We start from the raw sequence: 13,741 nt of genomic DNA, 5'->3' as shown, positions 1-13,741 counted from the left end.
CAGCAGGGCGCCTCACACCCGGAGCGGACCCACGCACCGCTAAAACGCTCCGCACACCACGCGCCGCCGGCGCCCGCTCCACCTCACGCGAACGCTCGGCCCACCCCGGGCGAACACTCAGCCGGAGAGCCGGCGCGCGGACCCCTCAGCCGAAGAGGCTGACCTGGCCTTCTCCGACGAGCGGGTCGCGGTGATGCTTCAAATGCCGCCATTGGGGCAGCTCGTCAAGGTATGACCAGGAGAGCCGGTGGTGCTGGGTGGGTCCCAGCCGTGCCAGCGCCTCCTGATGCGCGGGCGAGGGGTAGCCCGCGTTCTCCGCGAAGCCGTACTCGTCGCAGCCGAGCGAGGCCATGTAGGCGTCGCGCCGCACCTTGGCGAGGACGGAGGCCGCGGCGACCGAGATGCTGGCCGCGTCCCCCTTGACCTCGAGCCGCACCGGCCACGGCGCTCCGATGTAGTCGTGCTTGCCGTCGAGGATCACCGCGTCGGGGCGTACCGGCAGGGCCTCGAGCGCCCTGCGCGCCGCCCGGCGCAGCGCCTCGGTCATGCCGAGCGTGTCGATCTCGCGGTGGCTCGCCTCGCCGTAGCCGACGCCGGCGGCCCATTCGGCCAGCTCGGCGGCCAGCGGCCCGCGCTTGGCCTCGGAGATCTGCTTGGAGTCCGTGAGCCCGGCGGGCGGCTCTGACAGGTCGGTGACGACCGCGCAGACCAGGACGGGCCCGGCCCAGGCGCCGCGGCCCACCTCGTCGACGCCCGCGACCGTGCGCGTGCTTGGCTGGGAGAGCAGGAGTCGCTCGATCTCGTACGTAGGCGCCATGGCCGCAGACGCTACCGCGATCGCGCGCCCCAGGCGGACCGAACGATCGAGGGTCACTCGCCGAACTGCCGCCCGGCCACGTGCTTGGCCGAGCTCACGCGGACGTCGAGCCCGTCGAGCGGCGGCTGGTCGGTGCGGGAGCGCTCGGCCAGGCTGACCGGCTCAAGGTCGGCGGCGATCAGGCGGGCGGCCACGTGGATGGCCCGCAGCGTCACCGACACCGACGGCCGGTGCACGCTGGAGCCGCGGGCGACGGCGTGCACGTCGCGGCCCACCGGGTTGCCGGGGAACTGCCGCACGGCCAGCCCCCGCACCCCGGCGGCCAAAGCGAGCGCGGGTACGGCGGCGATGCCGATGCCCTTGGCGACGAGCGACAGGATGGTCCCGAGACCTTCGAACTCCCACGGGCTCGGCCTGGTGCCGCCCACGTCGACGAGCAACCGGTCCACGGCCAGACGCGAGGGCTCACCGTCCGGCGTGGCCATCCACGGCTCATCGCGCAGCTCGCGCAGGTCAACGGGCACGTCGGGGTCGGCCAGGCGGTGCTTGCGCGGCACGACGAGCACGAGCGGGTCGTGCAGCAGCGGGAAGACGCGCAGGCTGTCGCTGTCGCGGACGCGGCCGTACCAGTCGTCCACGAGCGCGATGTCCACCTCGCCCGACTGCACCTCGCGCAGGCCCCGCCCCGACCTGCTCTGACCGAGCCGCAACGTCAACTCGGTGTGGCGGCGCAAGGAGCGGGCGAGCGCGGGCGCGAACGCCACCGCGGCGGTGGGGAAGGCGGTGACGACGACCCGCCCGGCCGGCTTGCCCGCGTGGGCGGACAGGTCGGACTCGGCCTCCTCGACCATCGACAGGATGCGCTCGGCGTGCATGACGAGGCGGCGGCCCGCGTCGGTCAGCTCGGCGCTGCGCGCGGTCCTGTCGATGAGGGCGGTGCCGGTCTCGCGTTCGAGCGCGGCCAGCTGCTGGGAGACGGCCGATGGACTGTAGCCCAGCGACTCCGCCGCCGCCGCGATGCTGCCCTTCCTAGCGAACTCGCAGATCAGGACCAAACGTCTCAATTCGAGCATCAGACTTCCTTATGCCTACCCACGAAAAGCCTCGCTTGTGCTGATGCCTTCATCCAATCACCCTGGGAACGTGACAAACATGACCGTGACCCTGTCCGCCACTCTGGCGGCCAACGAGGACATCGAACGAAGACGGCGCGCCGGGGAACGCGTGCTGCACCTGGCCTTCGGCGAGGCAGGTCTGCCCGTCCACCCGGCGCTGCGCGACAAGCTGGCCGCCGCATCAGAACGCAACGGCTACGGGCCGGTCGCGGGGGCGTCCGGACTGCGCGCCGCGGCGGCGGGCTACTGGACACGACGGGGGCTGACCACCGACTCCGACATGGTCGTCTGCGGCCCCGGCAGCAAGTCGCTACTGTACGGCCTGCTGCTGGCGATCGGCGGTGACATCGTTCTGCCCGTGCCCAGCTGGGTGAGCTACGCCGCGCAGGCCGACCTCGTGGGATCGCGTCCCATCCTGGTGCCCGCACCACCGGGAGAGGGCGGTGTGCCCGATCCCGACGTGGTGGCGGCCGAGGTGCGCAGCGCCAGGTCGCGCGGCAGGACCGTCAGCTCGGTGCTGGTGACGCTGCCCGACAACCCGACCGGCCGGCTGGCCACTCCCGAGACGGTGGCCCGCCTGGCCCAGGTCGCCCGCGAGCTCGACCTGACGATCATCTCCGACGAGATCTACCGCGACCTCGTGCACGAGCCCGGCCTGACCTACACCTCCCCGGCGGAGCTGGCGCCCGAGCGCACGATCATCACGACCGGACTGAGCAAGAGCCTCGCGCTGGGCGGCTGGCGGATCGGCGTGGCCCGGCTGCCGGAGAACGGCGCCCTGCGCAGGAACCTGCTCGCGGTGGCCAGCGAGATCTGGTCCGCCCCCGCTGCGCCGGTCCAGGAGGCCGCGACCTACGCCTTCAGCGACCCGCCCGAGCTGACCGAGCGCATCGCCCGCAGCCGCCGCCTGCACGGCACGCTGGCGAGGGCCGTGCACGAGCGCTTCGCGGAGATCGGCGCCGAGGCGCCCGTCCCGCAGGGCGGCTTCTACCTCTATCCCGACCTCGGCCACCTCAGGCTCGGCGGCTCCGCCGAGATCACCAAGATCCTGCTGGAGAACCACGGCATCGGCGTCCTGCCGGGTCACGCGTTCGGCGACGACCCCTCGGCCGCCCGCGTGCGCGTCGCGGTGAGCCTGCTCTACGGCGACACCGCCGAGCAGCGTGAGGCCGCTCTGCACAGCCCGGACCCGCTCCGGCTGCCGTGGATAGCCGACAATCTCGACTTCCTGTCGACGGGGCTGAAAGAGCTGGCCCTGGTCCGTCACGGCGCGGTGAGCCCGGCCGCATCCGGCGTTCGTCACCGCCCCATGTCACGGTTAGGCGAATCTTTCCCCAAGAGCGGGTTTACCCTCCCCCAAAAGGGGCCTCTGACCTGCGGAAACACCATGGCCGTCACAGCGGCGGAAAGTTCCTGCGCGAAAGCCTGGTCACAGGGGTGCCCACCAGCCTCCATCATGTGCTCATGCCCGCTCTTGTCACCCTGTCCGGGCGCTTCGTGCGCCTGGAGCCTCTCAGCCTCGCGGCGGTCGATGACCTGGTCGCCGCGGCGAGTGAAGACCGTTCCACTTACGCCTTCACTCGCGTCCCGAACGGCAGGGACGAGGTGGTCTCCTACGTGGAGGCGGCCATGGCTGAGCAGGCGGAGGGCCGCTCTTTGCCCTTCGCCATCCGGTGGCTCAACACCGACCGCGTGGTCGGTGCCACCCGTCTCATGAACCTGGAGTACTGGCAGGGCCCCATGCCCTGGCCACCGGGTACGCGAGGTGCGGTGGGCGACATCCCGTCCGTGGCGGACATCGGTTACACCTGGCTGGGCGCGAGCGCCCAGGGCACCGGGGTCAACCGGGAGAGCAAATACCTGCTGCTCTCGCACGCCTTCGACGACTGGAACGTCCACCGCATCACGCTGAAGGCCGACGTACGCAACACCAGATCCCGGGCCGCCATCGAGGCCCTCGGCGCACACTTCGACGGGGTGCGGCGAGCGGACAGCCGGGGCGCCGACAATACGGTCCGAGATACCGCCTTCTACTCGATCCTGAACTCTGAATGGCCGGCCGTGCGCGACCGGCTGCGCACGAGGCTCGGTCTGGTCGAGGCAGCCTGAAACCGTCCACCCATGGCCCCGCCCGAAATTTCCGGGCGGGGCCGGTATTTTTCCGGCCCTGCCCGCACTCTGTAAGACACACGCCCCCGCGATGCGTGCCCGCGTCACCGGTTCTCAGCATTCAGGGGCGAGTTCAACACCTGATTGACGACGGATCAACGGGCGAATGAACGGATCTGTCTGGATCTAGGTGGTCAAAGAACGATGGACTTATCATTTGGCAACAAATCATCTCGCTGGCTGGGAGACGAACGGCATGGCTGGTCAGAGCGGCGATGGCGGGCTGCGGTTCGCCGTGCTCGGTCCTGTCCGCGCCTGGCATGACGGCCAGGAACTCGACCTCGGCACTCCGCTGCAGCGTTCCATCCTCGGCATGCTGCTGCTGCGCGAGGGCCACGCCGTCACCCCTCAGGAGATGATCGACGCCGTCTGGGGCGAGGAGGCCCCGCCGCGCGCACTCGGAGCGCTGCGCACGTACGTCTCACGCCTGCGCACGGTGCTCGAACCAGGCAGGCCCGCCCGCTCCCGCCCCGAGCTGCTGACCTCCATCGGAGGGGGCTACGCGCTGCGCCTGCCGGAGGACTCGCTCGACCTGACCCGCTTCGAGCGCCTGGTCGCGCAGGCCGAGAAGGCGCGCAAGGCGGGCCGGCTCGCCGAGGCCGCCCGCGAGCTGCGCGAGGCGCTCGACCTGTTCGAGGGCGAGCCGCTGGCCGGCACCGTCGGCCCGTACGCCGAGCACCAGCGCGACCGCCTGATCGAGCGGCGCATCAGCGTCATCGAGACCCTCATGGACGTGGACCTGGAGCTGGGCGAGCACGCCAAGATCGTCTCTGAGCTGATCGCGCTGACCGCCGAGCACCCGCTGCGCGAGCGCCTGCGCGCCCAGCTCATGCTCGCCTACTACCGCTGCGGCCGGCAGGGCGACGCGCTCAACGTCTTCACCGAGACCCGCGAGGCGCTCATCGACGAGCTGGGCATCGAGCCCGGCCCTGAGCTGACCTCGCTGCACCAGCGCATACTCGCCGCCGACCCCACACTCGCCGCTCCCGTCAGGCCCGGCGCGGAGGCGGTCACCGCCGAGGAGCCGCCCGCCGCCGAGGACGATCAGCCCGCCGCGCCCGAGCTGCCCAGGCCCGCACAGCTCCCCGCCGCCGTCAACGACTTCACCGGACGCAAGGAGGTCGCGATACGCCTGCGGACGATGCTCTCGGCCCAGTCGGCGGCCGAGGGCGTGCCGGTCGCGGCCATCTCGGGCATCGGCGGCGTCGGCAAGACCACGCTCGCCGTACACGTCGCGCACCTGCTCACCGACGTCTTCCCCGACGGGCAGCTCTACGCCGACCTGCGCGGCTACAGCGACGAGCCGACCGCGCCGGAGTCGGCGCTCGGCGGGTTCCTGCGCGCGCTCGGCATCCCGCCGGACGTCATCCCCGACGGTCTTGCGGAACGTTCCGCGCTCTACCGCTCGATCCTGGCCGAGCGCCGCATCCTCGTGCTGCTCGACAACGCCCGCGACGCCGGCCAGGTCAGCCCGCTGCTGCCGGGCTCGCCGGGCTGCGCGGCCATCGTCACCAGCCGGGGCAAGCTCGCCGACCTGCCCGGCGCCCGGCTCATCGACCTCGACGTCATGGAGCCGGACGAGGCGCTGCAGCTCTTCTCCGCCGTAGCGGGCGCCGAGCGCGTCTCGGCCGAGCACGGCGCCGCCATGGACGTGGTCGCCGCCTGCGGCTTCCTGCCGCTCGCCGTCCGCATCGTGGCCGCCCGCCTGGCCGCGCGCCCCTCGTGGACGGTGGCCTCGCTGGTGCCCAGGCTGGCCGACGAGCAGCGCCGCCTCGACGAGCTGCGGGTGGGCAACCTCGCCGTGGAGGCGACGTTCGCGCTCGGCTACGGGCAGCTCACCCCCGTGCAGGCCCGCGCGTTCCGGCTGCTGTCGCTGTCGAACGGCCCCCACATCTCCGCGGGGGCGGCCGCCGCCGTGCTGGCCTCCGACGCGCTGGAGACGGAGGAGGTGCTCGAATCGCTCGTGGACGCGAGCCTGCTCGAAGCGCCCGCCCCCGGCCGCTACCGCTTCCACGACCTGCTCAAGCTCTTCGCCCGTCGGGAGCTGGAACGCACCGAGCGCCCCGAGGACCGCTCGCTGGCCCTGCGCCGCCTGCTCGGCTTCTACCTGGCCTCGGCGCAGTCGGCGCACGCGCTGGCGTACGAGGGCAGCATGATCTCGGCCAACCTCGTCGTGATCGGCACCGGCCGCACGTTCAGCACCGTGGACGAGGCGGTGGCCTGGCTCATCGCCGAGGGCGACTCGCTGTTCGCCACCATCCACCAGACCGCCGCCTGCGCGCGCACGGAAGAGGACCTGCTGCCCGCCGCCGACCTGCTGGTGGCCATGGAGCCGCTGCTGGAGTCGGGCACCCACACGCGCGAGTTCGACCAGAGCACCCGCGCCGTGCTCGCCGCCGCGCTGAAGAACGGCGACCAGGGCAGCGAGCTGCGCGCCAGGTACGTGCTCGGCCGGGTGCTGTTCGCCGCCAACCGGCTCAAGGAGGCCGAAGAGCACTTCAGGGTCGTCCACGAGCTGTCGGTCGCCCGCAAGGAGAAGATCGTCACCGGCGAGGTGCTCAACGCGCTGGCCGTCGTCGTCGGCAGGCAGCGCCGCCACACCGAGGCGCTGGCGTTCTTCGACGAGGCGATGCGCTTCTACCGCGACAACGACGTACCGGCCGGCGAGGCGCTGGTGCTCAGCTACTCCGCCCGCGATCACCTGGGTCTCGGCCGCCCCGACGACGCGATCGCCGCGGCGGAGAAGGGACTGGCCATCTTCACCGAGATGGGCTCGGGGCCGGCACCGCCCGCGCCCGCTACCACCTCGGCATCGTCCTGTCGCGGGTCGGCCGGCTCACCGAGGCCGTCCATCACCACGCCGAGTGCCTGGCCTTCTTCCGCGCCAGCAAGCAGCGCGTCTGGGAGCAGCGGGTGTGCTCCCGCCTGGCCGAGACGTTCATCGCCGCCGAGCGCTACCCCGAGGCCGTGCGCCACGCGGAGGAGGCCCTGGTGGTCTCCCGTGACATCGGCCACCCGTACGGCGAGGCGCTGTCGCTCACCGTGCTCGGCAAGGCGCTGCGCGGCCTCGGCAACATCCCGCGCAGCCGCGACTGCCTACGCCGAGCCTTCGAGATCTTCACCCGGCTCGGCGCGCCCGAGGCCGGCGACCTGAAGGCCATGCTCGACAGCTTCCCTCCCGATGTCCCCACCGATGTTCCGGACAAGCCCGGCTTCAGGAGCGGCGCCGATTCCGTCGTCGAGTCCTGAGTACAGCTCGTCGTCCAGACGTGTCATCCACACATGGTTGATCAAGGCTGTCCTTAGGGGTGCCACGAAGAAGCTCGTGATCGATGGAGTTCAGCCCGGCCGGCCATCTCCGGCCACCACGCGTCGCTAGGGGGCCCGGTCATCCGGATGCTCCGCGCGACGGCCTGCCGCCTCACTAAGACGACCGGCCGGACCTGACACGGCCCTCGAACCCCCCAGGCCCGTGCCATGCCCCAGAGCCTCCACCCCCGGGGTCAACGTCGAATCAACGCCGGATCAAAGCAGGAAGTACCCCTCGGCGATGAGCGGCCTGAGCGCGTCGGCGTTCAGGATCTCGCCGTCTCCGACCAGCTCGGCGATCACGTTGAGCAGCGGCCCCAGCGCGAGCTCGCCGTCGCACACGCCGGCCAGCGCGGCCTCCACCGTGCCGACCTCCCTGCTGCGGCGCAGCCCCTGCGTCTGGCGCAGCACGATCTTCATCGGGTCCTCCGCGCCCGGCAGGCCGATGCGCTCGTCCAGCAGGCCGTCGGCGGTGCGCAGCTTCGCCGACTCAAGGCCCTGGGCCCGGTGCGCCGACGCGATCGCGTCGATCACCCCGTCCACGTAGTCGCCGACAGGAAGCGCTACCTGGTGCGCCAGGTGCTCGACGCGTACGACGGGGTCGAGCGTGCCGGAGTTGCGCATCGTGATCCAGCCGAACCCGACGCCCTCGACCCGCTGCTCCTCGAACCAGGCGAGCCAGCGGTCGTAGTGCTCGGCGTAGGCGGGGGTGCCCTGCTCGGCCGCGTCGCGCAGCCACAGCTCGACGTACTCGGCCGGGTCCTGCACGTCGCGCTGCACCACCCAGGCGTCGCAGCCGGTCTCGCGCAGCCAGCCGCCCACCCGGTCACACCAGTCCTCGCCCGCGACGTGCAGCCAGTTGGCCAGGAAATGCGCCTGGCCGCCGGGGTTGAGGAAGGCGGGCGTGCGGCGGATGAGGTCGCGGCAGAAGTCGTCGCCGGACGCGCCCGACTCGCGGTAGGTCAGCCGTCCCGCGCGCCGCGGCGCGATCACGAACGGCGGGTTGCTCACCACCAGGTCGAACCGCTCGCCCTCGACCGGCTCGTACATCGAGCCCACCCGCGCGTCCACCTCGGAGATCCCCGACAGCTTCCAGCTCAGCCGGGCCAGCTCGATCGCGCGCGGGTTGACGTCGGTGGCGGTGATGCGCTCCGCCCGCCCGGCGAGGTGCAGCACTTGCACCCCGCAGCCGGTGCCGAGGTCGAGCGCGCTGCCCACCGGGCGGCGGGTGACGAGCTGGGCCAGGTTGGCCGACGCTCCCCCGGCGCCGACCACGTGGTCGGGCCGCAGCGCGGGGTCGCCGGGACGTACCTTCCTGTCGGAGACGAGGTAGCCGCCGGTCTCCCACGGCTGCAGGTGCACGGTCGCGGTGACCTGATCGCCGTCGGCCGCGACCAGCCCCGATTCGAGCACCTCCGGCGCGACGCTCTTGGCCGGCACGGGAACGCCCAGCCACCACAGCCTGATCAGCGTGCCGAGCGGGTCTCCGTCGGCGGTGGCGCGCAGGGCCGGTATCAGCTCCTCGCGGGCGAGTGCCGATGCGGCGGTGTCGCCCAGGCGCTCGCGAACGCCGTCGATCGTGTAACCGGTGTCGAGGAGATGATGGCGCAGTCGTTCCACCTGACCATCCTTTCACCGTGGACACATCCACATGAATCGACACCGACAGTGTTCACACTGTTACTTTGAGGTCAAGCGTTCTGCAAGCGTGGGACAAGGGACTCGCGATATCTCTGGAGAGGCAAGCACTTACCACCCCCTGGAGCAGGCCCATGCTGCTGCCCTGCCTGGCTTGTGATGCGACGTTCCGGCCCGACGAGTACTTCAGCGCCTGCTCCGACTACGACCGCGGCTTGGACCTCGTCTCATGGACCTGCCCGCGCTGCGGCAACCGTGACGACATGCGGGTGCTGCCGGGCGAGCTGGGTTTCGGCTATCCGAGCGGCGGCAGGTTCGACGTGCACGACCGCGTACGCGTGCCAGGGCTGCGCCGGAGGCGGCGCGACATGCGCCTCGACATCACTCTCGACCGCTCGATCTGGCACGTTCCAATACGGCGTCCCGCCTGCACCGCGGCCCCGCCTGCGACGGAGCCGGTACGCCGTACCTGACCCTCACCCGCATGCCGGACCCTTCGCGGCGCGACCCCGCATGGAGCAGGAACGGTTCAGGAGCGCTGGCGGAGGCTCTGCCAGGCCGCCTCGCCCAGGTCCTTGATCTCTTCCTCGGTCGGCGTGTGCGCCCCCGCGAACCACAGCCGGCACATCTCCTGCGCGGGACCGAGCCACAGCACGTAGCACATGGTGGCGTGCACGGGCCGCAGGAGCCCGTTCTTCATGTGCGGCCGCCACCAGTCGGAGACCTGCTTGAAGAACGCGCGCCGCGCCTCGGCCACCTCGGCGCCGCCCGGCTCGTGCTTGCGCGGCGGGCGCTCGCTGATGAGCAGCCGGGCCTTCTCGGGATGCTCGCCGGCCCAGCGCATGTGGAAGGCCACGATCGCCTCGATGCCGGCCTTGGCGTCGTCGTGGCGGACCAGCTCGGCGAGGAATTCCTTCTGGTAAGCGTCGAGGATCTCGCCGTACAGCACGCCGAAGACGTGCTCCTTGCTGGCGAAGTGGTGGTAGAAGCTGCCGACGCTGACGCCGCTTTCCTCGCGGAGGCTGGCCAGGGTGGTGGCGGACACGCCGTCCTGGCTGAAACGGCGGAGGGCGCCCTCGATGATCCTGGTGCGGCCGTCGCGTCCGTTCTTGACACTCTTCACACTGTCAATGGTGTGGCACCAGAACGTTGTTCCGCAAATAGGCCGGGCTGACCGATCATAGCGGTCACTTCGACCGTACCGGATTGTACCCGCATCACGGCGTCCGGCCAGAGGCGGCGGATGAGTCGCAGCACGCGCCGGTTCTCCCCCATGACGTCCATGCCCACCGTACGCGCGCCGCGCAGCGCGGCCCTGGACAGCAGCTCGTCCACGAGCCTGGTGCCGAGCCCGCGGCCCTGCCAGGCGTCGGCGACGACGACGGCGATCTCGACGTCGGCGTACCCGCCGCCGCGGAAGCTCATGGCGTGCGCGACGATCTCGCCGCGGTCGTCGGTGGCGACGAGGGCCTCGCGGTGCTCGTCCGCGGCCAGCAGCGCCCGTACGAGCGCGGCGGACGGGGCCGAGACACCGGTGAAGAAGCGCAGCGTCTGCGTGTGCAGCGAGAGCCCGGCGAGGAACCGCCTGATCCGCTCCTCATCGTCGGGACGCACCGGACGGAGCTGAGTTCGTTGCATAGACTCAGCCTGCCCGTCGAAGCTGAGTCTGTCAATTGAACTCAGGTATACTGCAAAAATGAACATGCCTTATCGCATGGATTTCCGGGTGGACAATTGCTCGATCGAGCGCACCCTGGAGATCGTCGGGGAGAAATGGACCTTCCTGGTGCTGCGCGAGGCGTTCAGCGGCGTACGGCGGTTCGCCGACATGCAGGCCATGACCGGCGCGCCCCGCCAGGTGCTCAGCGCCCGCCTGGCCCGGCTGGTCGGCGAGGGCCTGCTGCGCAAGGTGCCCTACCGCGAGCCCGGTCAGCGGCAGCGCGACGAATACCGGCTCACCGACAAGGGCCGCGACCTCTATCCCTTGCTCGTCGCCCTCATGCATTGGGGCGACAAATACCTGGCCGGCGAGGACGGCCCACCGGTAGTGCTCACCCACCGCGACTGCGGCGCCCCCATCGAGCTGCGCTTCCGCTGCGCCGAGGGCCACGAGGTGGGCGGGCCGCGCGAGGTCACCCCGATCCCGGGCAGGGGCGCCCACCTGGAAACCGCCTGAGTTCGGCACCACTGGTGCCGGTGCCTAGTCTTGAAGGCGTGTACCGGTTCCTGCTGACGCCTCGATGGCTCGTGCTCCACGTCGTGGTGCTGCTGGTCATCCCCGCTTTCGTGCTGCTCGGGCGGTGGCAGTTCGGCAGGTTCGAAGAGCGCTCCGCCAACAGCGAGCGGGTCACCGCCAACATCGAGGCCCCGCCCGTGCCGATCGACCGGCTCGCCGCGCCGGGGCAGCAGGTCAAGCAGGACGACCGGTTCAGGAAGGTGACGGTCACCGGCACGTACGACACCGCGCACGGCCTCGTCGTACGCCGCCGCCCCCAGGAGGGCCGCAACGGCTTCTACGTACTGACCCCGCTGGTCACGGGCCCCGGCACGGCCGTCATCGTCAACCGCGGCTGGGTGCCCGCGGGCGCCACCGCCGACACCGCGCCCGATGTGCCCGCACCGCCCTCCGGGCAGGTCACGGTGACCGGGCGGCTGCGGCCGAGCGAGACCGAGGAGAACAGCGGCATCCGCGACCGCGGCGGGCTGCCGCCGGGCCAGGTGCTGCTGATCAACGCCGACGCCATCGGCAAGGGGCTGCCGTACCGGCTGGTGGGCGGCTACGTCGAGCTGATCGAGCAGCAGCCGGCCCCGGCCACGGCGCCCGCGCCCGTACCGGAGCCCGACGTCGGCTCGGGAGGCGGGCTCAACCTCGCCTACGGCGTCCAGTGGTGGCTGTTCATCGGCATCGCGATCGGTGGCTGGGTGCTGCTGATCCGGCGCGAAGTGGCCGAGCGCCGCGCCAAGCAGCCGGAGGAGTCGCCGGGCGAGCCGACCGGGAAGCCGTCGAACGAGCCGACCACCGAGCCGACCGGGAAGCCGTCGAACGAGCCGACCACCGAGCCGACCGGGAAGCCGTCGAACGAGCCGACCACCGAGCCGACCGGGAAGCCGTCGAACGAGCCGTCCGGCGAGTCATCCGGGAAGCGGCCGGACGAGCCTGCCGGACAAGCGGCGGCCCCTGAGACGAAGACCGGCGCCAACTAGCGGAGCAGTCCCGAAATTTCTTGCCATAGAGAGATACGTCACGCCGGTGCTCCAGCTTTCCCGTCAAGACGGCGGCAGATTTCCGAACTCACGTCCTGACTACGCAGAAAATGCCTGGGTAGAGACGTGCGGTGCCCGCTCGCCACGCCGGACGGGCCTGGTCGGCGGGGGATCGCCCGCCATCCCCGTCCCGGCGCTCCCGGGCCGGCAATTGTGCGCAGAGACCCAACGGATACGTCGCAGCTTGTTCGACGTTATGCCGCCGTCGTACGGTTACGTGCGTGACTACGCCGCTGCTCCCCGACCCTGACCCCAGGCGGCGCGACTACGTGATCATCTCCGCAGACGATCACCTGATCGAGCCGCCCGACCTGTTCGAAGGGCGCCTGCCGGAGAAATACGCCGAAGTCGCGCCCAAGGTCGTGGAGACGGAGTCCGGTCACCAAGTGTGGCGCTACGGCGGCGCCACCTACCCGTGCGCCGGCATCGACGTGGGCGCCGGCCTGCCGCGCGAGCAGTGGACGCTCGACCCGGTGCGGTTCGAGAACATGCGCCCCGGCTGCCACGACATCGAGGCCCGCATCAAGGACATGGACACCGCCGGCATCTGGGCGGCGCTGTGTTTCCCCGGCATGCTCGCCCAGCAGGCCGGCATGCCGTTCGCCAGGACCCGTGACCAGGAGCTCGGCCTCGCCCTGGTCAGGGCGTGGAACGATTGGCACATCGAGGTCTGGGCCGGCACCTACCCCGAGCGCATCATCGGCCTGCAGCTCCCGTGGCTGCCCGACCCCGACATCGCGGCCAAGGAGATCAGGGCCAACGCGGCCAGGGGCTTCAAGGCGGTGGTGTTCCCCGAGTTCCCCACCAGGCTGCGGCTACCGTCGATCCACACCGGCCACTGGGACCCGTTTTTCGCCGCGTGCGAGGAGACCGGCACCGTCGTCTGCCTGCACGCCGGAGACTCCTCCTGGTCGCCTGTGCCGTCGCCCGACACGCCCATCGAGGCCATCACCACGCTCATGCCGACGAGCGCGATGTTCGCCTGCGCCGACTGGCTCTGGTCCGGTCTGCCGCTGCGCTTCCCCGCGCTGCGCATCCTCATCGTCGAAGGCGGCGTGGGCTGGCTGCCGATGCTGGCCGAGCGCGCCGACTACGCCCTCGACCACCCGGTGGCGGGCGAGACGTCATGGGACGGCGGGCTCAAGCCCAGCGAGGTGCTGCGCCGCAACTTCTTCTTCGGCACGCTCGACGACCACGCGCTGTCGGGTGTTCGCCTCGCGGTCGGGCTCGACCACGTGCTCCAGGAGAGCGGCTATCCCCACTCCGACTCCACGTGGCCGGACACGCAGAAGTCGGTGGCCCGCAATCTCGGAACGCTCCCACCGGCCGACATCGCCAGGGTCGCCTACGGCAACGCCGCCCGGTTGTTCGGCCACCCGCTGCCGTCGCGTGCGTGGCTGCGGATGGAGGAGATCTAAGCCTCCTCGAC

General features: G+C 71.2%; 11 protein-coding genes and 2 pseudogenes. 8 read left to right on the top strand and 5 right to left on the bottom strand.

Annotation, left to right across the window (positions count from 1 at the left end; all coding sequences use genetic code 11):
* Window positions 1–145: 145 nt before the first annotated feature.
* Both WBK31_RS36445 and WBK31_RS36440 read right to left on the bottom strand, forming a co-directional pair.
* A complete protein-coding gene (locus WBK31_RS36445; protein WP_364064755.1) occupies window positions 146–838 on the bottom strand; it encodes a ribonuclease HII in 693 nt (230 codons plus the stop codon).
* A gap of 32 nt (window positions 839–870) precedes the next feature.
* Entirely contained in the window at window positions 871–1,890 is a 1,020-nt protein-coding gene (locus tag WBK31_RS36440) for a LysR family transcriptional regulator (RefSeq protein WP_364064408.1), read from the bottom strand.
* Between the two features lie 79 nt (window positions 1,891–1,969).
* Between WBK31_RS36440 and WBK31_RS36435 the strand changes: the two are divergent.
* From WBK31_RS36435 to WBK31_RS36420, 4 genes and pseudogenes are all read left to right on the top strand, one after another.
* Window positions 1,970–3,196 (top strand): annotated as a pseudogene (locus WBK31_RS36435) (pyridoxal phosphate-dependent aminotransferase); the annotation flags it as partial.
* Between the two features lie 200 nt (window positions 3,197–3,396).
* Entirely contained in the window at window positions 3,397–4,041 is a 645-nt protein-coding gene (locus WBK31_RS36430) for a GNAT family protein (RefSeq protein WP_364064414.1), read from the top strand.
* Window positions 4,042–4,297: 256 nt separating this feature from the next.
* A pseudogene (locus tag WBK31_RS36425) lies at window positions 4,298–6,805 on the top strand (BTAD domain-containing putative transcriptional regulator); the annotation flags it as partial.
* Window positions 6,806–6,912: 107 nt separating this feature from the next.
* Entirely contained in the window at window positions 6,913–7,350 is a 438-nt protein-coding gene (locus tag WBK31_RS36420) for a tetratricopeptide repeat protein (protein ID WP_406675556.1), read from the top strand.
* 276 nt (window positions 7,351–7,626) lie between these two features.
* On the opposite strand, the gene WBK31_RS36415 is transcribed toward WBK31_RS36420, so the two are convergent.
* Window positions 7,627–9,030 carry a methyltransferase gene (locus WBK31_RS36415; RefSeq protein WP_406673882.1) on the bottom strand — a complete coding sequence of 468 codons (1,404 nt, stop codon included), beginning with the start codon at window positions 9,028–9,030 and terminating at the stop codon, window positions 7,627–7,629.
* 152 nt (window positions 9,031–9,182) lie between these two features.
* Here WBK31_RS36415 and WBK31_RS36410 point away from each other — a divergent pair, with 152 nt between their 5' ends.
* Window positions 9,183–9,521 (top strand): hypothetical protein, encoded by a 339-nt coding sequence (locus tag WBK31_RS36410; RefSeq protein ID WP_364064421.1) that lies wholly within the window; start codon window positions 9,183–9,185, stop codon window positions 9,519–9,521.
* A 56-nt stretch (window positions 9,522–9,577) separates the two neighbouring features.
* Here WBK31_RS36410 and WBK31_RS36405 read toward each other — a convergent pair whose 3' ends face one another.
* Both WBK31_RS36405 and WBK31_RS36400 read right to left on the bottom strand, forming a co-directional pair.
* Entirely contained in the window at window positions 9,578–10,171 is a 594-nt protein-coding gene (locus WBK31_RS36405; protein WP_364064423.1) for a TetR/AcrR family transcriptional regulator, read from the bottom strand.
* Entirely contained in the window at window positions 10,168–10,662 is a 495-nt protein-coding gene (locus WBK31_RS36400; RefSeq protein ID WP_378785822.1) for a GNAT family N-acetyltransferase, read from the bottom strand. Before WBK31_RS36400 ends, WBK31_RS36405 begins: the two co-directional genes overlap by 4 nt.
* An 82-nt stretch (window positions 10,663–10,744) precedes the next feature.
* Between WBK31_RS36400 and WBK31_RS36395 the strand changes: the two genes are divergently transcribed.
* From WBK31_RS36395 to WBK31_RS36385, 3 genes are all read left to right on the top strand, one after another.
* On the top strand, window positions 10,745–11,224 hold the full coding sequence (locus WBK31_RS36395; RefSeq protein WP_364064429.1) for a helix-turn-helix domain-containing protein: 480 nt from the start codon (window positions 10,745–10,747) through the stop codon (window positions 11,222–11,224).
* A gap of 38 nt (window positions 11,225–11,262) precedes the next feature.
* Window positions 11,263–12,252, top strand: coding sequence for an SURF1 family cytochrome oxidase biogenesis protein (locus WBK31_RS36390; RefSeq protein WP_406673881.1), 990 nt, complete (start codon window positions 11,263–11,265; stop codon window positions 12,250–12,252).
* 281 nt (window positions 12,253–12,533) lie between these two features.
* Window positions 12,534–13,730, top strand: coding sequence for an amidohydrolase family protein (locus WBK31_RS36385; RefSeq protein WP_364064435.1), 1,197 nt, complete (start codon window positions 12,534–12,536; stop codon window positions 13,728–13,730).
* Window positions 13,731–13,741 lie beyond the last annotated feature (11 nt).

Source organism: Nonomuraea sp. N2-4H (assembly GCF_045291505.1).
In the GTDB taxonomy this organism is placed as follows: domain Bacteria; phylum Actinomycetota; class Actinomycetes; order Streptosporangiales; family Streptosporangiaceae; genus Nonomuraea; species Nonomuraea fastidiosa.
This window is presented reverse-complemented; position numbering and strand designations above follow the sequence as displayed.